Annotated in this window: 17 protein-coding genes; 12 read left to right on the plus strand and 5 right to left on the minus strand. The window is 71.6% G+C overall.

The window, feature by feature from the left end; all coding sequences use genetic code 11:
* Positions 1–21 precede the first annotated feature (21 nt).
* Together ABT114_RS16065 and ABT114_RS16070 are read left to right on the plus strand one after the other, a co-directional pair.
* Entirely contained in the window at positions 22–1,056 is a 1,035-nt protein-coding gene (locus tag ABT114_RS16065; protein WP_351142855.1) for a LacI family DNA-binding transcriptional regulator, read from the plus strand.
* Between the two features lie 132 nt (positions 1,057–1,188).
* Positions 1,189–2,043, plus strand: coding sequence for a phosphatase PAP2 family protein (locus tag ABT114_RS16070; protein ID WP_351142857.1), 855 nt, complete (start codon positions 1,189–1,191; stop codon positions 2,041–2,043).
* 93 nt (positions 2,044–2,136) lie between these two features.
* Here ABT114_RS16070 and ABT114_RS16075 read toward each other — a convergent pair whose 3' ends face one another.
* Positions 2,137–2,436, minus strand: a complete 300-nt coding sequence (locus ABT114_RS16075; RefSeq protein WP_351142859.1) for a hypothetical protein — start codon at positions 2,434–2,436, stop codon at positions 2,137–2,139.
* A 105-nt stretch (positions 2,437–2,541) separates the two neighbouring features.
* Complete coding sequence (locus ABT114_RS16080) at positions 2,542–5,565, minus strand: bifunctional [glutamine synthetase] adenylyltransferase/[glutamine synthetase]-adenylyl-L-tyrosine phosphorylase (RefSeq protein WP_351142861.1); 3,024 nt, start codon at positions 5,563–5,565, stop codon at positions 2,542–2,544.
* Between the two features lie 158 nt (positions 5,566–5,723).
* On the opposite strand from ABT114_RS16080, the gene ABT114_RS16085 reads away from it, so the two are divergent.
* From ABT114_RS16085 to ABT114_RS16100, 4 genes are all read left to right on the plus strand, one after another.
* On the plus strand, positions 5,724–6,239 hold the full coding sequence (locus ABT114_RS16085; protein ID WP_351142863.1) for a pyridoxamine 5'-phosphate oxidase family protein: 516 nt from the start codon (positions 5,724–5,726) through the stop codon (positions 6,237–6,239).
* A 203-nt stretch (positions 6,240–6,442) separates the two neighbouring features.
* Positions 6,443–7,333 carry an alkaline phosphatase family protein gene (locus ABT114_RS16090; RefSeq protein WP_351142865.1) on the plus strand — a complete coding sequence of 297 codons (891 nt, stop codon included), beginning with the start codon at positions 6,443–6,445 and terminating at the stop codon, positions 7,331–7,333.
* 1 nt (position 7,334) lies between these two features.
* The gene (locus tag ABT114_RS16095; RefSeq protein WP_351142867.1) at positions 7,335–8,612 is read left to right on the plus strand and encodes an MFS transporter; all 1,278 of its coding nucleotides are present in this window, start codon (positions 7,335–7,337) and stop codon (positions 8,610–8,612) included.
* Positions 8,609–9,628, plus strand: coding sequence for a TolB family protein (locus tag ABT114_RS16100; protein WP_351142869.1), 1,020 nt, complete (start codon positions 8,609–8,611; stop codon positions 9,626–9,628). The genes ABT114_RS16095 and ABT114_RS16100 overlap by 4 nt, the downstream gene beginning before the upstream one ends.
* 10 nt (positions 9,629–9,638) lie before the next feature.
* Here ABT114_RS16100 and ABT114_RS16105 read toward each other — a convergent pair whose 3' ends face one another.
* Positions 9,639–10,661 carry an Lrp/AsnC family transcriptional regulator gene (locus tag ABT114_RS16105; protein ID WP_351142871.1) on the minus strand — a complete coding sequence of 341 codons (1,023 nt, stop codon included), beginning with the start codon at positions 10,659–10,661 and terminating at the stop codon, positions 9,639–9,641.
* Positions 10,662–10,814: 153 nt separating this feature from the next.
* On the opposite strand from ABT114_RS16105, the gene ABT114_RS16110 reads away from it, so the two are divergent.
* Positions 10,815–12,032: a M20 metallopeptidase family protein gene (locus ABT114_RS16110; RefSeq protein ID WP_351142873.1), complete on the plus strand. Its 1,218-nt coding sequence runs from the start codon at positions 10,815–10,817 to the stop codon at positions 12,030–12,032.
* Positions 12,029–13,456, plus strand: coding sequence for an MFS transporter (locus tag ABT114_RS16115; RefSeq protein WP_351142875.1), 1,428 nt, complete (start codon positions 12,029–12,031; stop codon positions 13,454–13,456). Before ABT114_RS16110 ends, ABT114_RS16115 begins: the two co-directional genes overlap by 4 nt.
* A 149-nt stretch (positions 13,457–13,605) precedes the next feature.
* On the opposite strand, the gene glnA2 is transcribed toward ABT114_RS16115, so the two are convergent.
* Positions 13,606–14,967, minus strand: a complete 1,362-nt coding sequence (gene glnA2 / locus ABT114_RS16120; protein WP_351142877.1) for a gamma-glutamylpolyamine synthetase GlnA2 — start codon at positions 14,965–14,967, stop codon at positions 13,606–13,608.
* 317 nt (positions 14,968–15,284) lie between these two features.
* On the opposite strand from glnA2, the gene ABT114_RS16125 reads away from it, so the two are divergent.
* Positions 15,285–16,472: a globin domain-containing protein gene (locus ABT114_RS16125; RefSeq protein WP_351142879.1), complete on the plus strand. Its 1,188-nt coding sequence runs from the start codon at positions 15,285–15,287 to the stop codon at positions 16,470–16,472.
* On the opposite strand, the gene ABT114_RS16130 is transcribed toward ABT114_RS16125, so the two are convergent.
* The gene (locus tag ABT114_RS16130) at positions 16,469–16,915 is read right to left on the minus strand and encodes an RrF2 family transcriptional regulator (protein WP_351142881.1); all 447 of its coding nucleotides are present in this window, start codon (positions 16,913–16,915) and stop codon (positions 16,469–16,471) included. The two genes, ABT114_RS16125 and ABT114_RS16130, sit on opposite strands and share 4 nt — an antisense overlap.
* A 169-nt stretch (positions 16,916–17,084) precedes the next feature.
* Here ABT114_RS16130 and ABT114_RS16135 point away from each other — a divergent pair, with 169 nt between their 5' ends.
* The 3 genes from ABT114_RS16135 (at position 17,085) to ABT114_RS16145 (ending at position 20,480) form a co-directional block, all read left to right on the plus strand.
* Positions 17,085–17,747: a thioredoxin-like domain-containing protein gene (locus ABT114_RS16135; protein ID WP_351142883.1), complete on the plus strand. Its 663-nt coding sequence runs from the start codon at positions 17,085–17,087 to the stop codon at positions 17,745–17,747.
* On the plus strand, positions 17,744–18,367 hold the full coding sequence (locus tag ABT114_RS16140) for a DUF305 domain-containing protein (RefSeq protein ID WP_351142885.1): 624 nt from the start codon (positions 17,744–17,746) through the stop codon (positions 18,365–18,367). Before ABT114_RS16135 ends, ABT114_RS16140 begins: the two co-directional genes overlap by 4 nt.
* Positions 18,368–18,539: 172 nt before the next feature.
* Positions 18,540–20,480 (plus strand): S53 family peptidase, encoded by a 1,941-nt coding sequence (locus tag ABT114_RS16145; protein ID WP_351142887.1) that lies wholly within the window; start codon positions 18,540–18,542, stop codon positions 20,478–20,480.
* Positions 20,481–20,572: the final 92 nt, after the last annotated feature.

Raw genomic sequence — 20,572 nt, forward strand, 5'->3', positions numbered from 1 at the left:
CGACCGGTACAGTCCAATCCTGTGACCACACGGCTTGCCGACATCGCAGCTCAGGCGGGGGTCAGCGAAGCGACTGTCAGCCGCGTCCTGAACGGGAAACCAGGCGTCGCCGCTACCACCCGCCAGTCCGTGCTGGCCGCACTCGACGTGCTGGGCTACGAGCGCCCGGTGCGGCTGCGGCAACGCAGCGAGGGTCTGGTGGGCCTGATCACCCCGGAGCTGGAGAATCCGATATTCCCGGCCCTGGCGCAGGTCATCGGTCAGGCGCTGACCCGGCAGGGCTACACCCCGGTGCTCGCCACCCAGACCCCGGGCGGCTCCACCGAGGACGAGCTGACGGAAATGCTGGTGGACCGCGGTGTCGCGGGCATCATCTTCGTCTCCGGGCTGCACGCGGACACGTCCGCGGACATGCAGCGCTACGAGCAGCTGCGCGCGCAGGGCGTCCCGTTCGTCCTCGTCGACGGCTTCTCGCCGAAGGTGCAGGCGCCGTTCATATCGCCCGACGACCGGGCGGCGATGGCGCTCGCCGTCACGCATCTCGTCTCGCTGGGGCACACCAGCATAGGACTCGCCCTGGGTCCCAAGCGGTTCGTGCCGGTCCAGCGCAAGATCGAGGGCTTCGTCCGCGCGATGCAGGAGCAGCTGGGCCTGAGCCCCGCCGACATCGAGGAGCGGCTGGTCCAGCACTCGTTGTACACCCTGGAGGGCGGTCAGGCGGCCGCCTCCGCCCTCATGGACCGGGGCTGCACGGCCGTGGTGTGCGCGAGCGACATGATGGCGCTCGGCGCGATACGGGCGGCCCGGCAGCGAGGCCTGGAGGTGCCGAAGGACATCTCGGTCGTCGGCTTCGACGACTCGCCCCTGATCGCCTTCACCGACCCGCCGCTGACGACGGTCCGCAAGCCGGTTCCGGCGATGGGGCAGGCGGCGGTGCGTACGTTGCTGGAGGAGATCGGCGGGACGCCCGCGCCGCACAGTGAGTTCGTGTTCATGCCGGAGCTGGTGGTGCGGGGTTCGACCGCTTCGGCCCCTGGGGACCGAAATCGTCCGTAGGGCGGAGTATCCGGGGGGTTTCGCCGTGCGCTGGTAGGAGCGGGCGGGTGTCTTCTGGCAGTAGGACATGCGGCCCGTACCCGACCAGGGGATGATCGGTGGCGGAACGCTTTTCTGGCAGACTCTGTGCCTATGGGTGACTCGACCGTGACGACGCAGGAAGGCCGCGAGCAGGCGGCCGTTCCGCACCCCGTCGCGGACCAGCCGAGGCCGGGCCCGTTGCGCCGACTGCGCACCCCGCGCCGGCCCCGGTTGTGGTTCGAGATACTGCTGATCGGGGTGAGCTACTGGACGTACTCACTGATCCGCAACGCCGTTCCGGAACAGCGGGGCGAGGCGCTGCGCAACGCCGACTGGATCTGGCGGGCCGAGCACCGGCTGGGCATCGGCGTCGAGGAGTCGGTCAACCATGCCGTGAACTCGGTGACTTGGCTGATCGTCGGCATGAACTACTACTACGCGACGCTGCACTTCGTGGTGACGCTGAGTGTGCTGGTGTGGCTGTACCGCTGGCATCCCGGCCGGTACGCCGCGACGCGTCTTGCGCTGTTCGCGACGACGAGTGTGGCGTTGGTCGGCTACTACCTGTTTCCGCTGGCGCCTCCGCGATTGATGAACGGCGGGAACTTCGTCGACACGGTCATGGTGCACCACACGTGGGGTTCGATGGCGTCCGGCGACCTGAAGCACATGTCGAACCTGTACGCCGCGATGCCGTCGATGCACATCGGCTGGTCCTTGTGGTGCGGGCTGACGATCTTCGCGCTGGCGCGTGTGCCGTGGGTGCGGGTGCTGGGGCTGCTCTACCCGGCGGCGACCCTCGTGGTCATCGTCGCCACGGCCAACCACTTCTGGCTGGACGCGGTGGGGGGTGCGCTGTGCCTGTCGTTCGGTTTCGCGGTGACGCGGGTCTGGTACGGGCCCCTGTCGTACGCTCCGCGGGCCGAGCGGTTGCTGCCCGCCCACCTTCCCGGCTCGGCCGGCTGAGAGCCCCTGGGGCTCCGCCGGAGGCGCTGCCGGGCCTACGGGCCCTGCCTACCCACCCGACTCGGTCGGCTGAGGAGTTCCCTCACCGCGAGGCTATGCCCCTGCCCCCGGCGGGGACGGCGTCCCCTGCACCCCGCCTTCAGCCCTGAAGCACACGCCCTCGCGCTGCTCGCGGCCGCCGCGCGTTACGCCGTCGCGTTCGCCTCCATGGCGCGGCGGCTCACCGACCGCCGGGCGCCGCTCGCGATGCCGGTCGCGCGGCTCCTCGCCGCCACCGGCTGGAGCGCCCTCGCCCTTCCGGTCGCCGGACCGCTGCGCGCCGACCTCACCGGCCTGCCGGCCGTCACCGCCCTCGGGGTGCTCGCCACCGGCGTCACCTTCTGCCTCAACCACCGCCTGATCACCGACGAGGGCCCGACCGGCGCGGCCACGGTCGGCTGTCTGCTGCCGGTGGTGTCGGAGGACCGAGGGGCTCCATGCCCGGGGCCGTCGCCCCGGCTACCGTTCGCCCGCGGCCCCGTAGAACAGCTCCTCGACCACCGCCCGCGCCCTGCGCGTCGTACGCCGGTACGCGTCGAGCATGTCGCCCACATGGCCGGGGCTGTAGCCCAGGTACCGGCCCACGGCGGCCAGTTCGCGGGGGGCGGAGGGGAAGGTGTCACCGGCCCGGCCGCGTACCAGCATCACCGCGTTGCGGACGCGGGTCGCCAGGACCCATGCCTCGTCGAGGGTCGCGGCGTCCTCGCCGGAGAGCAGGTCGGCGGCGCGGGCGGCGGCCAGTGCCTCGCGGGTGCGGGTGGTGCGCAGGCCCGGCTCCGCCCAGCCGTGCCGCAGTTGGAGCAGCTGCACGGTCCACTCGACGTCGGACAGGCCGCCGGGGCCGAGCTTGGTGTGCAGCTTGGGGTCGGCGCCGCGCGGGAGCCGCTCGGACTCCATGCGGGCCTTCAGGCGGCGGATCTCGCGCACCGCCTCGTCGCCGAGCCCCTCCGCCGGGTAGCGCAGCGGGTCGACGAGGTCGATGAAGCGGCGGCCCAGCTCCTCGTCCCCGGCGACCGGTTCGGCACGCAGCAGCGCCTGCGACTCCCAGACCAGGGACCAGCGGCGGTAGTAGGCCTCGTAGGACTTCAACGTGCGGACCAGCGGGCCGGACTTGCCCTCCGGGCGCAGGTCGGCGTCGATGAGGAGGGGCGGGTCGGCGCTGGGGATCTGGAGCAGCCGGCGCATCTCGGAGACAACCTTGTTGGCCGCGTCCGCGGCCTCCCGCTCGCCGACGCCCTCGCGCGGCTCGTGCACGAACAGGACGTCGGCGTCGGAGCCGTAGCCCAGTTCGTGGCCGCCGAAGCGGCCCATGCCGATGACCGCGAAGTGGGTGGGGAGGGTGTCGCCCCAGCCGTCGCGGACGACCGCACGCAGCGTGCCCGCCAACGTCGCCGCCGTCAGGTCCGACACCGCGCCGCCGACCCGGTCCACCAGCGCGCCCTGGTCGGCCTCGGCCGGCTGGGTCTCGGTGCCGTAGGAGCCGACGATGTCCGCGGCGCACGTACGGAACAGTTCGCGGCGGCGGACACCGCGGGCGGCCGTGACCCCCTGTACGGCGTTCTCGGCGCGGCCGACGGCGGCGAGGGTCTCCTGTTCCAGGTGCGCGCGGGGGCGGGGGTCCAGTCCGCCGCCGTCGCCGTCGCCGAGCAGGGCCACGGCCTCGGGTGCGCGCATGAGGAGGTCGGGGGCGAGACGGCCCGCCGAGAGTACGCGCGCGAGGTTCTCGGCGGCGGCGCCCTCGTCCCGCAACAGCCGCAGGTACCAGGGCGTCTTGCCCAGCGCGTCGGACACCTTGCGGAAGTTGAGCAGGCCCGCGTCCGGGTCGGCGGAGTCCGCGAACCAGCCCAGCAGGACGGGCAGCAGGGTACGTTGGATGGCGGCCTTGCGGGTGACGCCGGAGGCGAGGGCCTCCAGGTGGCGCAGGGCGGCGGCCGGGTCGGCGTAGCCGAGGGCGACCAGGCGTTCACGGGCCGCCTCGGCGCTCAACCGGGCCTCGCCGGGAGCGAGCTGAGCGACCGCGTCGAGCAGCGGGCGGTAGAAGAGCTTCTCGTGCAGGCGGCGTACGACGCTGGTGTGCCGCTTCCATTCGCGGGTCAACTCGGCGACCGGGTCGGCGCGCAGACCGAGGGAGCGGCCGATGCGGCGCAGGTCGGTCTCGTCCTCGGGAACGAGGTGGGTGCGGCGCAGCCGGTAGAGCTGGATGCGGTGCTCCATGGAGCGCAGGAAGCGGTAGGCGTCGTCGAGCTGGACGGCGTCGGCGCGGCCGACGTAGCCGCCGGCGGCCAGGGCGTGGAGGGCGTCGAGGGTGGTGCCACTGCGGAGCGAGATGTCCGCCCGCCCGTGCACCAGCTGGAGCAGTTGCACGGCGAACTCGACGTCCCTGAGGCCGCCCGGGCCGAGCTTCAGTTCGCGGTCGACCTCGGCCACGGGGATGTTCTCGACGACCCGGCGGCGCATCTTCTGCACGTCGGCGACGAAGTTCTCGCGCTCGGCGGCCTTCCAGACGAGGGGTTCGAGGGCGGCGACGTACTCCTCGCCGAGCTCGATGTCCCCGGCGACCGGGCGGGCCTTGAGCAGCGCCTGGAACTCCCAGGTCTTGGCCCAGCGCTGGTAGTAGGCGAGGTGGCTGGCGAGGGTGCGCACCAGCGGACCGTTTCTGCCCTCGGGGCGCAGATTGGCGTCGACGGGCCAGATGGAGCCCTCGACGGTGGTTTCGGAGCAGATCCGCATCATGTGCGAGGCGAGCTTCGTCGCGGACCTGATGGCCTTGCCCTCGTCGGCCCCGTCGACGGCGTCGCCGGCGGCCTCGCCGACGAAGATGACGTCGACGTCGGAGACGTAGTTCAGCTCGTGGCCGCCGCACTTGCCCATCGCGATCACGGCGAGCCGGCACAGGGCGGCGTCGTCGGGCGCGGCGGCGCGGGCGATACGGAGGGCGGCGCGCAGGGTCGCGGTGGCCAGGTCGGCGAGCTCGGCGGCGGTCTCGGCGAGGTCGGTGGTGCCACACACGTCACGGGCGGCGATGGACAGCAGGCAGCGGCGGTAGGCGACGCGCAGGGAGACGGGGTCGTCGGCCTCCGCCAGGCCCCGTTCGAACTCCTCCACCCCGGGATGGAGGTCGCGCGGTTCGTAGGTGACGAGCGCCTCCCAGTCCCGCGGGTGCCGGATGAGATGGTCGGCGAGGGCGGCGGAGGCGCCGAGCACGCCGAGCAGACGGTCGCGCAGCGGCTTGGCCGCTATCAGCGTGTCCAGCAGCTCGCGGCGGGCCGTGGCGGGGCCTGGCTGCGCCTCCAGCAGCCGGACGAGGCCGTGCAGCGCCAGGTCCGGGTCGGCGGTCGCGCCCAGCGCCTCCAGCAGCACCGGGTCGTCGCGGACGGGGGCGAGTTCCGTGCTGTCCAGGAGCCGCTCGGCGGCCGAGGGGTCGGTGAAGCCGTGCCGCAGCAGCCTCGTGAAGGTACTGCTCCTGCGCCCCGGCGCCGTCATCCCCGGCCTCCCGTCGGATCAAGCCATCGGATCAAGGTCGTACGCGCCCGAGCCTAACCGGAGTCCCCGGCCGAAGCGCCGGGGCCGGTGCCGATGAGTTACGCCGCCGTGCGAGGTCGGTCCTGGTGGGGGAAGATCATGTCTCGGGAGGTCGGCTCATGACGGACCAGGAACCGCAGACCAGTCTCGACCCGCGTTACAGCAGCCCTGACGCGATCCCGACGCCCTGGCCGCGGGCCGCCGGGCAGCTGGCGGCAGCCGAGGTCTACTGGCTGTCGACCGTGCGCCCGGACGGGCGGCCGCACGTGACGCCGCTCATCGGCGTCTGGCAGGAGGGCGCGCTGCATTTCGCCACCGGCGCGCAGGAGCGCAAGGCGCTCAACCTCGCCACGAATCCGCATGTCGTTCTCACCACGGGCAGCAACGCCTGGGCCGAGGGCCACGACATCGTGGTCGAGGGCGAGGCGGTGCGCGTCACCGACGACGCGCGGCTGCGGGAACTCGCCAGGGCGTGGGAGGAGAAGTACGGCCCCGTGTGGCACTTCGACGTACGCGAGGACGGCGCGTTCCAGGCCAAGCACGGGCCCGCGTTCGTCTTCGCCGTGACGCCCCGCACCGCTTTCGGTTTCGGCAAGGGGGAGTCGTTCAGCCAGACGCGCTGGCGATTCGGATGACACGGGGACAACGGCCCCGGCATGACGCTCGGACAAGGACCCCATGCCGCCCGAGCCGGCAGCGCGGCAGTAGCAGTTCATCCGAGCGGCAGTAGTTCATCCGATCTTCATCCCCCGGGTCGGATGGTGTGGGTCGCAGGAATCTTGGCGTGCGCATGCTCTGTCCGCACCGCCGCCCTGCCCTTCCCCAACCGGAGGTAGATGTGTCCGGCAGTTCCGTGTACCGCCGCAGTCGTACAGCCGTGGCGTCCGGGCTGGCCCTCGCGGCCGCCGCGGTCGGCCTGTGGACCGGACTGGGCGGTTCCTCGACCGCGCAGGCCGCGGCCGGGGTCCCGACCCCGGACCACGTGGTGGTCGTCGTCTTCGAGAACCACGCCTACAGCCAGGTCATCGACTCCTCCAGCGCCCCCTACATCAACTCGCTCAAGACCGGCGGCGCCAACCTCAGCCAGTCCTACGCCGAGACCCACCCGAGCCAGCCGAACTACTTCGCCCTGTTCTCCGGCTCCACCCAGGGCATCACGGACGACAGCTGCTACACGCCCGGCTTCTCCTCGGCCGCGAACCTGGCCTCCGAGCTGATCGCCGCGGGCCGCACCTGGGCCAGCTACAACGAGACGCTGCCCAGCCAGGGCTCGACCACGTGCAGCAGCGGCAACTACGCCCGCAAGCACAACCCGTGGTTCGGCTTCAGCAACGTCCCCACGTCGACGGCGAAGACCTTCGCCCAGTTCCCGACCGACTACACCACCCTGCCGGACGTCTCCTTCGTCGTCCCCAACCTGTGCAGCGACATGCACGACTGCTCGGTGTCGACCGGTGACACCTGGCTGAAGAACAACCTGAGCGCGTACGCCACCTGGGCCCAGACCCACAACAGCCTCCTCGTCGTCACCTTCGACGAGGACAACCGGCTGTCCGGCAACCGCATCCCGACGGTCCTGTACGGGCAGCCGGTGACGGCGGGGTCGAGCAGCTCCACCACGTACAACCACTACAACCTGCTGCGCACCCTCGAGGACTCGCAGGGCCTTTCCACCCACGCGGGCAACGCGGCCTCCGCGACCGACATCACGGGGATCTGGGCCTCCTGACATGTACGTAGCGGACAGCCGCGCAAGCACACCTGATGCGCCGGCGTCCGCGGACGGCGCCGTCCGGCCCCCCGCCGGGCGGCGCCGCGTCGCGGTCGCCCCCACGGTCCTCGCGCTCGGCACGGTCAGCCTGATCACCGACGTGTCGTCGGAGATGGTGACGGCCGTCCTCCCCCTGTACCTGGTGGCGGGCCTCGGCCTGTCCCCGCTGGGCTTCGGGTTCCTGGACGGGATCTACAACGGCTTCTCGGCGCTCGTACGCCTCGTGGGCGGCCATCTCGCGGACCGGGGCGGGGGCCGCCACAAGTGGGTGGCGGGGCTGGGCTACGGCATCTCGGCGGCCTGCAAGCCGCTGCTGCTGCTCGCGCACTCGCTCACCCCCATCGGCCTGATCCTGGCCGCCGACCGCACCGGCAAGGGCCTGCGCACGGCCCCGCGCGACGCGCTGATCTCCCTGTCGTCCACACCGGACACGCGCGGGCGTGCCTTCGGAGTGCACCGCGCGATGGACACCGCGGGCGCGCTGCTCGGCCCGCTGGTGGCGTTCCTGATCCTGCGGACGACGGTGGACGGCTACGACGCCGTGTTCACGGTGAGTTTCTGCGTGGCCGTGGTCGGGGTACTGGTGCTGGTGCTGTTCGTGCCGGGTTCGTCCTCGGCACCGGCGATCGAGAAGGCGGTACGCCCCACCCTGCGCGCCGCCCTCGGCCTCCTCCGCCACCGCGACCTGCGCCGCATCACGATCTGCGCGTTGCTGCTGGGCCTGGCGACGGTCAGCGACTCCTTCGTCTTCCTGCTGCTGCAACGGCGCCTCGACGTCCCCGACCGCTGGTTCGCGCTGCTCCCGCTGGGCACGGCGGCGGCGTTCCTGCTGCTGGCGGTGCCGCTGGGACGGCTGGCGGACCGGGTGGGCGCCCGCCGGGTGTTCCTCGCCGGACACGGCGCGCTGCTCCTGGCGTACGGCATCCTCCTCTCCTCCTGGCACGGCACGGCCCTGCCGTACGCCGTCCTCCTCCTGCACGGCGGCTTCTACGCGGCCACCGACGGAGTGCTGATGGCGGAGGCGTCGGACAGCGTGCCGGAGGCCCTGCGCTCGTCCGGTCTGGCCCTGGTGCAGACGGGCCAGGCACTCGCCCGTTTCGCCTGCTCACTGGGGTTCGGGGCGGCCTGGACGCTGTGGGGCGACCGTACGGCGCTGCTGGCGTCGACGGTGGCGCTGGCGGTGTGCGCGGGCTGCTGCTCCCTGGCCCTGAGTCCCGCCCGGGAGGGCACCTCATGACCGTACGCAACCGCATCCTGGTCCTCGTCTCGGCCGTCGCCGTCCTGGCGGCGGTCGCGGTGGGCTCCGTCCTGCACGCCTCGGCGCGGGCGGAGCGCCGCAACCAGACGCAGGCGGGCGGCCCTCGCGTGACATCGGGGACGGTCACCCTCACGACCCCCGGCCGCATGGTCTTCCGCAACATGGCCTGGGGCCCGCACCGCGACGAACTGACGACGGTCCCCGCCGCCGACCCGTCCGGCCCCCGCACCGCCTCGGGCGTCAAGTGCCTGCGTTTCTACGCCGCCGCCGGCACCGGGGTGTGCCTCCAGGCCGTGCACGGCGCGGTCTCGGACACCTACCGCGCGCTGATCCTGGACGCCCGCCTGAAGGAGAAGGCCCGCTACGACGTCCCCGGCATCCCCTCCCGCGCCCGTGTCTCCCCCACCGGCCACTTCGCCGCCTGGACGGCGTTCGTCGGCGGCGACTCCTACGCCGGCACGAACTTCTCCACCCGGGCGGCGATCGTGGACACCCGTACGGGCAAGCTGATCCCGTCCCTGGAGGAGTTCCGGATCGTCAAGGACGGCCACCGCTACCAGGCGGCGGACGTGAACTTCTGGGGCGTGACCTTCGCGGCGGACGACCGCACGTTCTACGCGACGCTGGCGACGAAGGGGAAGACCTACCTGGTGCGCGGCGACCTGCGCACGCGTACGGTCACGACGCTGCGGACGAACGTCGAGTGCCCGTCCCTCTCCCCCGACGGCACCCGCATCGCCTTCAAGAAGCGCGTCCCGGGCCTCCCCGCCGACGCCCCCTGGCGCCTGTACGTCCTCGACCTGCGCACGATGCACGAGACCCCGCTCGCGGAGACGCGGAGCGTGGACGACCAGGCGGTGTGGCGCGACGACGACACCCTCGTCTACGCCATGGCGGGCGACTACGGGGCGGACCTCTACGAGATCCCGGCCGACGGGACGGGAAAACCCAGGCGGATCAGCACGGCGGCGGTGTCACCCGCGTACATCGGCTGAGTCGGACGCGTCAGGCGCGGCCCGACACCGCTGCTTCATTCCACAGCGCGAGCGGTGTCGCACCGATCCGGTAGCCGTCCTCGTCCAGCAGATGGCCGCTGAGTTTCATGGGCCCCAGGGTGACCGCGCGGTCGGTGACGTGCAGGTCCGGGGCCTGTTCGGCAAGACGGATCTCGAAGCGCTGCGCGTCGTCGAGGGAACGTACCCAGGCGACGACATGCAGGTTGTGCCGGCTGATGACGCTGGCGCACAGACGTACTTCGCGCATGCCGGTGATCCGCTGGGCGACCTCCTGCAGCCGCGCGGCCGGGACACGGCCCCAGAGGGTCACCCCGACCGGCCAGTCCGACAGGGGGCGGGCCACTTCGCAGCGGGCGTGCAGCAGGTCCGCCGCGAAGAGCCGCCGGACGTGACGGCGGACGGTGTCCGGGTTCGCGTCGCACCGCTCGGCCAGCGCGCGGTAGGTGGCCCGGCCGTCCACGGAGAGGGCTGTGATCAGCCGATGGTCCAGTGCGGTGAGGGGGAAGGCGGGCGCGGCCGTACGACGTGCGGGCTCGTCCGCGGTGAGCACCGCGACCTGTTCCCGGCTCAGGGCGCGCAGGCGCCAGCGGCTGGCCTCCGCGTGGACCCGCCCGGCCAGGTGGGTGCGGACGGCCCGTACCCCCTCCAGCGCGGCGAGTTCGCCGGTCGTCCACCGGGTGAGGGAGGCCAGGTCGCGGGCCATGACGTTCAGCAGCAGGTCGCGGTCCCCGCTGACCTGCGAGAGCGCCGCGACATGCGGTGCGGCGGCCAGCACGCGCGCCACCTCGGACAGGCGGCCGGGAGCGCAGTCGACCTCGACGAAGGCCAGACACCCCTGCCCGGAGCCGGCCAGCGCGGGGGCGGGGTGGCAGCTGATCCAGGCGGCGCCGGCCTCGGTCAGCCGCTGCCAGCGTCGGGCCACCGTCACGGCGTCCAGGTCGAGCGCGGCACCGATCCGCGCCCAGCTCACCCGCGGGGCGACCTGGAGGGCGTGCACCAGTGCCTGGTCCACATCACCCAGAGAATGACGCGAATCCTGCGCCACTTCGCACCTCCCCGCATGTTTCCTGCACTTTCGGCCCGCCAACCGGCCAGAGCTTCAATCTGAACCCGGTACGCCCGGACCGTACCAGTCAGTCACGAAGCACCAGGAGGTCGATCCGGCATGTCGGTCGTGGAACGCGCCAAGGAACTGCAGCCCGAGCTCGTACAGCTGCGTCGCTCGCTGCACCGGGAACCGGAGCTGGGCCTCCATCTCCCGCGCACCCAGGAGAAGGTGCTCGCGGCCCTCGACGGACTCCCGCTGGAGATCACCCTCGGCAAAAAACTCACCTCCGTCACCGCCGTGCTGCGCGGCGGGAAACCCGGCGGCGCGGTCCTGTTGCGCGGCGACATGGACGCCCTGCCCGTCACCGAGGAGAGCGGGTTGGCGTACGCCTCCGGGGTTCCCGGCCGGATGCACGCCTGTGGGCACGATCTGCACACGGCCGGGCTCGTCGGTGCGGCCAGACTGCTGGCCGAGCGGCGCGAGCACCTGCACGGCGACGTGGTGTTCATGTTCCAGCCCGGCGAGGAGGGCCACGACGGGGCCGGCGCGATGATCGAGGAGGGCGTGCTGGAAGCGGCAGGCCGGCCGCTCGACGCGGCGTACGCGCTGCACGTGGCGGCCAACCGGGTGCCCGGCGGTGTCGTGATCACCCGTTCCGGCACCATCACCTCCGCCGCCGACCGGCTGGTCGTGACCGTGCGGGGCAAGGGCGGCCACGGCTCGGATCCGGCCACCGCCAAGGATCCGATCCCGGTCGCCTGCGAGATGGTCACGGCGCTGCAGACCTGGGTGACGCGGACGTTCAACATCTTCGACCCGGTCGTCGTCACCGTCGGCACCTTCCACGCCGGCACCAAGTCCAACGTCATCCCGGACCATGCCGAGTTCGAGGCCACCGTGCGCAGCTACTCCGAGAGCGCACAGGAGCGGCTCGCCGAAGGACTGCCCCGGCTGATGATGTCCATCGCCGCCGCCCACGGCCTGGACGCGGAGGCCGTCTACAAGTTCGACTACCCCGTCACCGTCAACGACGCCGACGAGACCGCCTTCGCCCTCGCCGCCGCCCGCGACCTGTTCGACCCGCGCGAGGTCTGGGAGTCCCCGCAGCCCAGCAACGGCTCCGAGGACTTCGCCCTCGTCCTGAAGCGTGTCCCCGGCGCGATGCTGATGGTGGGTGCCGCACCCGAGGGCGCCGACTGGCAGGGCGCGCCGATGAACCACTCTCCGCGCGCGGTCTTCGACGACCGCGTGCTGTACCGGCAGGCGGCGCTGCTGTCCGGGCTCGCCGAGCGCCGTCTGGCGGACACGGGAACGTCCGCGGGGACGGCCGCGTGACGACGTCAGCGGGGGCGGGGGAACTTCCTGTCCGTGTCCGCGCCGTCGTCGGAGTCCTGGTCGTCTTCGAGCTGTTCAGCGGGTTCGTCCAGGGCGCGGACGCCCCCCTGCTGCCCGCGGTGCAGGACACGTGGCACGTCGGCGCCGCCGACGCCCAGTGGTTCATGACCATGAATTACCTCGCGGCGGCGGTCACAGTGCCCGCCCTGGGACGCCTCGGCGACCTTTACGGCCACCGGCGTGTGCTGCGCATCGCGCTGCTGTGCGTCACGGCCGGCACTCTCCTGGTCGCCCTCGCCGGCAGCTATCCGATGATGCTCGCCGGCCGGGTCCTGATGGGAGCCCTCGCCTCCCTGCTGCCCCTGGAGATCGGCCTCGTGCGCGGCAGGCTGGACGCACCGGGGGCGCGCCGTGCGATCGGCCTGCTGGTCGCGGCTCTGACTCTGGGCTCCCTGCTCGGCCATGCCCTTTCGGGTGCGCTGCTGGGGATCTTCGGCGGGGTACGAGTGGCGTTCGCGGCGCTGGCGGTGCTCTCACTGCTCTGCACGGTCCTGGCCTGGTGCGCCGTACCGGAGTCCGGCCACCGCTCCCAGGGGCGTATGGACTGGGCGGGCGCCGTCCTGCTGGGACTCACCCTTGTCGTCCTGCTCGGTGCCCTCTCCCGCGCCACGGCCTGGGGCTGGGCTTCGCTCCCCATGTCCGGGGCGCTTGTGCTGACGGCCGCGCTCGGCTGGGCCTGGCTGCGCACCCAACTCGCCCGTCCGGACGCCCTCGTCGATGTCCGCGCGATGGCCCGGCGCGTACTCGCCCCGCACTACGCGGCCGGGTTCGTGCTCGGCGCGGTCCTGCTCGCCGGGCAGTCCGTCGCCGTCACCTACCTGGCCGCCGACCCGGCCGAGGGCGGCTACGGCTTCGGCCTGACCATCTTGCAGATCGGCCTGTGGAGCGTGATCCCCAGCGTCCTCGGCATGGCCGCCTCCGTTCTGGTCCCGTTCATCGGCGCCCGCACCGGATACCGCCGGATGCTGGTGCTCGCCTCGATCCTGACGGCTGTCGGCAACGCGGGTCTGATCCTCACCCGCACCGATCTGCCCCTGTTCATCGCGGCCTACTCCGTGGCGGGCTTCGGCATGGGCCTGTCCCAGGGCGGCCTGCCCACGGTGATCGCCGAAGGCAGCGCCCACGACCGCGCCGCGAGCGGCACCGCCGTCTACAACAACCTCAAGACACTGGGCGGCAGCATCGCGGGCGCGTGCTCCTCCGTCGTCCTCGGCTCGCTGGTCGTCGGTGCGTCGGACATTCCCTCCGGCACCGCCTATGTCGTGCTCTGGGGCCTCGGCTGCACCGCGTGCGCCGCCGCGGCCGCGCTTCAGGCTTTCAGCGGGCGCGCGGCCCCGGACCGGGCGCGGGCCCTTGCGACCTGATTCAAGACAGCACGCCCGGTGCATTCGCTGTCGGGCTGGGGACCGTCAAGACGGGATCACCCAGGAACAGTGAGACGCCGCGGGGCCGACGGTCCACGACCGTCGGCCCCGCGGCGTCGAATCAGCGAGAAATCCGCTGTGACCTGCCCTTACAGCACCGGCAGGTTCTTCCGCAGCTCGAACGCGGTGACCTCGCTGCGGTACTCCTCCCACTCCTGGCGCTTGTTGCGCAGGAAGAAGTCAAAAACGTGCTCGCCGAGGGTCTCGGCGAGGAGGTCGCTGCGCTCCATGAGGCTCAGGGCCTCGCCGAGGTTCTGCGGGAGGGGCTCGATGCCCATCGCGCGGCGCTCGGCGTCGGACAGGGCCCAGACGTCGTCCTCGGCGCCGGGCGGCAGCTCGTAGCCCTCTTCGATGCCCTTGAGGCCGGCGGCGAGGAGGACGGCGTAGGCCAGGTAGGGGTTCGTGCCGGAGTCGAGGGAGCGGACCTCCACGCGGGCCGAGCCGGTCTTGCCGGGCTTGTACATCGGGACGCGGACCAGGGCGGAGCGGTTGTTGTGGCCCCAGCAGATGTACGAGGGGGCCTCGCCACCGGCGCCGGCGGTGCGCTCGGAGCCGCCCCAGATGCGCTTGTACGAGTTCACCCACTGGTTGGTGACCGCCGCGATCTCCGCCGCGTGCCGCAGCAGGCCCGCGATGAAGGAGCGGCCGACCTTGGAGAGCTGGAACTCGGCGCCCGACTCGTAGAACGCGTTGCGGTCGCCCTCGAAGAGGGAGAGGTGCGTGTGCATACCGCTGCCCGGGTACTCGGAGAACGGCTTCGGCATGAAGGTCGCCTGGACGCCCTGTTCCAGCGCCACCTGCTTCATGACCAGGCGGAACGTCATGATGTTGTCGGCCGTGGAGAGGGCGTCGGCGTAGCGGAGGTCGATCTCCTGCTGACCGGGGGCGCCCTCGTGGTGGGAGAACTCGACCGAGATGCCCATCGACTCCAGCATGGTGATCGCCTGGCGGCGGAAGTCCATGCCGACGTTCTGCGGGGTGTGGTCGAAGTAGCCGGAGTTGTCGGCGGGGGTCGGGCGGGAGCCGTCGAGAGGCTTGTCCTTCAGCAGGAAGAACTCGATCTCGGGGTGCGTGTAGAAGGTGAAGCCCAGGTCGGAGGCGCGGGCCAGGGCGCGCTTGAGGACGTAGCGCGGGTCGGCGAAGGACGGGGAGCCGTCCGGCATGAGGATGTCGCAGAACATGCGGGCGGTGCCGGGGGCCTCCGCGCGCCACGGCAGGACCTGGAAGGTGGACGGGTCCGGCTTGGCGATCATGTCGGACTCATAGACCCGGGCGAAGCCCTCGATCGCGGAGCCGTCGAAGCCGATGCCCTCGTCGAAGGCCTGCTCCAGCTCGGCCGGGGCCACGGCGACGGACTTGAGGAAGCCCAGCACGTCCGTGAACCACAGCCGAACGAACCGGATGTCGCGCTCCTCCAAGGTCCGGAGCACGAACTCCTGCTGCTTGTCCATCTTCCGCTTCCCCATCCTTGCTGGTCAGGCCGCCTGTCTCCCGCACCACGGGTGGCGGTCGGGCACCTGAGCATCCCACCACAACACCATTTCATGCGCGTTGCGGACCTTGATCGCCCGGGAGTCATCGGCCTGAACGCCTCGCGTACGGCAGGTGTACTGCTCTGCCGCCCATCTTGCCTGCTCGGAGCGACATCCGTAATGGCTGCCCCCTGCCAGTCTCTCCTCATCTCTTTAATTTGCATCTCAGATGCAAGTTTTACTACCGTGCCCGGCAGTCGAGCGTCGTTCCCGTCGAGCCCCAAGGAGCCGTCCCGATGCTGTCCGAGCAGTCCGCCACCACCGTCCGCGCCACCCTTCCCGCCGTGGGCGCGTCCCTCGGCGAGATCACCGAGCGCTTCTACGCCGGGCTGTTCGCCGCCCACCCCGAGCTGCTGCGCGACCTGTTCAACCGCGGCAACCAGGCCGCCGGCACCCAGCGCCAGGCCCTGGCCGGCTCCATCGCCGCCTTCGCGACGCACCTGCTGGCCCACCCGGACCGGCGGCCGGACGCGCTGCTGGGCCGCATCGCCCACAAGCACGCCTCGCTGGGCGTCACGCCCGAGCAGTACGCGGTCGTCCACGAGCACCTCTTCGCCGCCATCGTCGACGTGCTCGGCGAGGCCGTCACCCCGGAGGTCGCGGCCGCCTGGGACGAGGTCTACTGGCTGATGGCGAACGCGCTGATCGCGATCGAGAAGCGGCTGTACGAGGAGGCCCGTGAGCCCGGCCGACGGGACTGGGAGGTCGTCGAGCGGGTCACGGAGACCGCCGACGTCGTCACCTTCCGGCTGCGCCCCGTCGACGGCGGGCCGGTGCCCGGCTTCCGCGCGGGCCAGTACGTCTCCGTGCAGGTCGAACTTCCCGACGGCGCCCGCCAGATACGGCAGTACAGCCTCTCCGGGGCGCCGGACGCGACGCTGCGGCAGATCAGCGTCAAGCGGGTGCGCGACGACGCGGGACCCGAGGGCGAGGTCTCGAACCACCTCCACGCGCGCGTGGAGGTGGGCAGCGTCCTTCCGCTGTCGGCGCCGTACGGCGATCTCGCCCTCGACGACGCCGCCGGCACACCCCTGCTGCTCGCCTCCGCGGGCATCGGCGTGACCCCGATGATCTCGATGCTGGCGCAGCTCGCGGAGGCCGGGCACCCGGCCCCGGTCACCGTCGTGCACGGCGACCGCTCCCCCGCCGACCACGCCCTGCGCGACGACCACGAGGCGTACGCGGCGAAGCTGCCGGACGCGTCGGTCCACTTCTGGTACGAGGAGAACGCCACCGGGGCCGGGCGCCCGGGCCTGGTCGACCTCACCGGCGTCGCCGTTGCGTCCGGCACGCGCGCGTACCTGTGCGGTCCGCTGCCGTTCATGCGCGCGGTGCGGACCCAGCTGATCGAGAAGGGCGTGGCACCGGCCGACATCCACTACGAGGTGTTCGGACCGGACCTGTGGCAGGCACAGGAGGGCTAGGACCGGCCCTGGGGAGCCCGGCCGATCTCCAGCAGCAGCGGTCCGGTGGGGGCGGCGACCATGTCGCCGACGGTCAGCGGGTCCAGCGAGGCGTAGAACGCCTCCTGGGCCCGGCGCAGGGCTCCGCGCAGCCGGCAGGCGGTATTGAGGGGGCAGGGCGTGGCGCCCTCGCACTCGACGACGTCACCCTCCCCCTCGAAGCTGCGGACGACGGCGCCCACGGACGCCGTACGGCCCTTGCCGGTGAGCGAGAGTCCGCCGCCCCGGCCACGGCGGGCGTCGAGCAGCCCCATGTGCTGGAGTTCGGCGACGACCTTCGCGGCATGGGTGTACGGCACGTCCATGCCCTCCGCGACCTCGCGGGTCGTGGGGCTGGACCCCTCGGCGACGGCGAGCCGCATGAGGACGCGCAGTGCCAGGTCGGTGGAGCGCAACAGCCGCATACCCGCAGGGTAAATAATGCGCATCTGCGCTTCAAATTATCTGGCCGGATCGTATCGATCCGGCCTTTCCTGTGACCTCCCTACGAGAGGTCACGTCCGTCCCATTACGATCAGCGGACCCGATCGACCCCCGTCCCTCCCCCGCCCCTTTCCCCCAGAAGGACATCCCATGGCTTCCGGCAAGAAGAGCAGCGGCGCGGCGCGCCAGGCCCGTATAGCGGAGATGCGGCGTGCCGAGCAGGCCCGCGAGCGCCGCAACCGGATCCTCACGATCGCGGCCAGCGTGGTGGTCGTCGCGGGGCTCGTGGTCGGCGGTGTCTTCGTGGTGCGGTCGCAGTCCGACGACGACACCACGGCGAGCGACGGGAAGTCCTCGGGGCACTTCGTCACCGGCAAGGACGGCGTGAAGACGTGGAAGGGGACGCTGGGCCGGACCCACGTCACCAAGACGGTCAAGTACCCGACCGAGCCGCCGGTCGGCGGGAACCACAACCAGGTCTGGATGAACTGCAACGGTGACGTCTACACCAAGGCGCTGAACAACATGAACGCCGTGCACTCGCTGGAGCACGGCGCGGTGTGGGTGACGTACAACAGCAAGGCATCCAAGGCCGACGTCGACGCGCTCGCGGCGAAGGTGAAGAAGACTCCGTACACGCTGATGAGCCCCGACGACGACCAGGCGGACCCGATCATGCTGACGGCGTGGGCGCACCAGCGCACGGTGACGAGCGGGAGCGACCCGAACGTGGACGCGTTCTTCGAGAAGTTCGTCCAGGGCGACCAGACTCCCGAGCCCGGTGCCGCGTGCACGGGAGGGCTCTCGCAGTGAGGCACGTCGGACTGATCGCGGGAGCCGCGGCGGCGGTGCTCGTCGCCGCCGGCGCGATCACCTATGCCGTCGCCGAGGACGGTGGGTCCGGCAACGGCACGCCCTCCGCGGACTCCGCGGACGCCGGGTTCGCGCGCGACATGGCGGTGCACCACCAGCAGGCCGTCGAGATGTCATACATCGTGCGCGACCGCACGAAGGACGCCGAAGTGCGGCGGCTCGCCTACGACATCGCGCAGACGCAGGCCAACCAGCGCGGCATGCTGCTGGGCTGGCTCGATCTGTGGGCGCTGCCGAAGGTGTCCTCCGACGCGCCGATGACCTGGATGGGCATGGGCGACATGGCCTCCGGCAAGGACGGCGCGCTGATGCCGGGCATGGCGACCAACACCGAGATGAAGAAGCTCGGCACGCTCAGCGGGAAGCAGGCCGAGGTCTTCTACCTCCAGCTCATGACGGACCATCACAAGGGCGGTATCCACATGGCCGAGGGCTGTGTCGCCAAGTGCACGGTCGGGGTGGAGAAGCGGCTCGCGCAGGGCATGGTCGACGCGCAGCAGTCGGAGATCGACCTGATGGCGGACATGCTCAAGGAGCGTGGCGCGAAGGCGCGTTCATAGCGCGTGGGGTCCGGCCGCCGCAACACCGCCGAAAGGATCTAAGCCCCAAATCTCCCCGGACAGCGCTTCCTTGGGGTCTTTTTGGGCTTTCCATTCCCCTGGCATGAACGGTTCATCGACAGAGTGGCCACGGTCGAGTGATCCACTCGCGACGAACCGCACAGGGGGTTCCATGAGATCCAACCGCGCCAAGGTGCGCGCCGGAGTGAGCCTGGCAGCGACACTGCCGATGCTCGCGGGCGCGCTGGCGCTCGGCATACCCGCGGCGCACGCCGCGGACAACCCGGGCCGCGACACACTCGCGGGCACCAAGCCCGCCTGGGCCACGGCCAAGGCCGACAAGGGCGCGACCTCGGACGCCACCCAGGTCTCCGCCCGCGTCTACCTCGCCGGCCGGGACGCCGCCGGCCTCGCCGCGTACGCGAAGGCCGTGTCCGACCCGGCCTCCGCCGCCTACGGCAAGTACCTGAGCGCCGACCAGGCCCAGGCCCGCTTCGGCGCGACCAAGGCCCAGGTCGCGGCGGTGAAGTCCTGGCTGGCGTCGGCCGGTCTGAAGGTCACGGGCGTGACGCAGCACTACGTCTCCGTCACCGGTGACGTGGCCGCCGCCGAGAAGGCGTTCGGCACCCAGCTGCACAACTACGCCAAGGGCTCGAAGACGTACCGCGCGCCGCAGAAGACGGCCTCGGCACCGGAGAGCCTGAACGGCGCCGTCCTGACCGTCACCGGCCTGGACAACGCCCCGCACAAGGCGAGCTCCAAGGAGCAACTGCCGCCGCCGGACTCCGTGTTCAAGAACGCCGGGCCGTTCTCCTCGTACTACGGCTCGAACATCGCGACCACGCTGCCGGACGCGTACGGCGCGAAGATCCCGTACGCCGTCGAGGGCTACACCGGCAAGCAGCTGCGTGCCGCCTACGGCGCGGGGAGCTACACGGGCAAGGGGGTGCGCATCGCCATCACCGACGCGTACGCCTCGCCGACCATCGCCTACGACGCGGCCACCTACGCGAAGAGCCACGGCGACGCCACCTGGACGACCGGACAGCTGCGCCAGGTGCTGCCCAAGAACTACACGAAGACCAAGGAGTGCGGGGCCGCCGGCTGGTACGGCGAGGAGACCCTCGACATCGAGGCCGTGCACGCGGTCGCGCCGGACGCCCAGGTCACGTACGTGGGCGGGGCGTCCTGCTACGACGACGACCTGCTCGACTCGCTCAGCAAGATCGTCGACGGCCACCTGGCCGACATCGTCTCCAACTCGTGGGGCGACATCGAGGCCAACCAGACGCCGGACCTCGCGGCCGCCTACGACCAGGTCTTCCAGTTCGGCGCGGTCGAGGGCATCGGCTTCTACTTCTCCTCCGGCGACAACGGCGACGAGGTCGCCAACACCGGTACGAAGCAGGTCGACACCCCGGCCAACTCGGCGTGGGTGACGGCGGTCGGCGGTACCTCGCTGGCGGTCGGCAAGGACGACAAGTACCTGTGGGAGACCGGCTGGGGCACCGAGAAGGCCACGCTGTCCGCGGACGGCACGAGCTGGACGGACTTCCCCGGCGCGTTCACCTCGGGTGCGGGCGGCGGCACCAGCGCGACGGTGGCGGAGCCCTTCTACCAGAAGGGTGTCGTCCCGGACGCGCTCGCCACGGCCAACAGCGCCGCCGGCAACCGCGTCGTCCCGGACATCTCCGCGATCGCCGACCCGAACACCGGCTTCAAGGTCGGCCAGACGCAGACCCAGGCGGACGGGACCGAGGCGTACAGCGAGTACCGCATCGGCGGCACCTCGCTGGCCGCTCCGGTCATCGCGGCCGTGCAGGCGCTGGCCCAGGAGGCCGGCGGCGGCAAGGCGATCGGCTTCGCCAACCCGTCGATCTACGCGAAGTACGGCACGAAGGCGTACCACGACGTCACGGACAACCCGACCGGCTCCGGCCTGGCGGTCGCCCGCGTGGACTTCGCCAACGGCTACGACGCCACCGACGGCCTGCTGACCTCGGTCCGCAGCCTCGGCAAGGACAGCTCGCTGTCGGCCGTGAAGGGCTACGACGACGTGACCGGCGTGGGCACGCCCGCAAGCGGCTACGTCCAGTCGTACGGCCGCCGCTGAGGCACCGCCGGTAACGGCACCTTGAGGGGGCGCGGGGTGTGATCACCCCGCGCCCCTTCGCCTCGCGTGGGCCCCGTCCACACCCACGCCCC

The sequence above is a fragment of the Streptomyces sp. NPDC002088 genome (assembly GCF_040296605.1).
Classification (GTDB): Bacteria; Actinomycetota; Actinomycetes; order Streptomycetales; family Streptomycetaceae; genus Streptomyces.

Coding starts and splice junctions, on each gene's coding strand:
- ABT114_RS16070 (WP_351142857.1), top strand. CDS start 1,189: ATGGGTGACTCGACCGTGACGACGCAGGAAGGCCGCGAGCAGGCGGCC.
- ABT114_RS16080 (WP_351142861.1), bottom strand. CDS start 5,565: ATGACGGCGCCGGGGCGCAGGAGCAGTACCTTCACGAGGCTGCTGCGG.
- ABT114_RS16085 (WP_351142863.1), top strand. CDS start 5,724: ATGACGGACCAGGAACCGCAGACCAGTCTCGACCCGCGTTACAGCAGC.
- ABT114_RS16095 (WP_351142867.1), top strand. CDS start 7,335: ATGTACGTAGCGGACAGCCGCGCAAGCACACCTGATGCGCCGGCGTCC.
- ABT114_RS16100 (WP_351142869.1), top strand. CDS start 8,609: ATGACCGTACGCAACCGCATCCTGGTCCTCGTCTCGGCCGTCGCCGTC.
- ABT114_RS16110 (WP_351142873.1), top strand. CDS start 10,815: ATGTCGGTCGTGGAACGCGCCAAGGAACTGCAGCCCGAGCTCGTACAG.
- glnA2 (WP_351142877.1), bottom strand. CDS start 14,967: ATGGACAAGCAGCAGGAGTTCGTGCTCCGGACCTTGGAGGAGCGCGAC.
- ABT114_RS16125 (WP_351142879.1), top strand. CDS start 15,285: ATGCTGTCCGAGCAGTCCGCCACCACCGTCCGCGCCACCCTTCCCGCC.
- ABT114_RS16130 (WP_351142881.1), bottom strand. CDS start 16,915: ATGCGGCTGTTGCGCTCCACCGACCTGGCACTGCGCGTCCTCATGCGG.
- ABT114_RS16135 (WP_351142883.1), top strand. CDS start 17,085: ATGGCTTCCGGCAAGAAGAGCAGCGGCGCGGCGCGCCAGGCCCGTATA.
- ABT114_RS16145 (WP_351142887.1), top strand. CDS start 18,540: ATGAGATCCAACCGCGCCAAGGTGCGCGCCGGAGTGAGCCTGGCAGCG.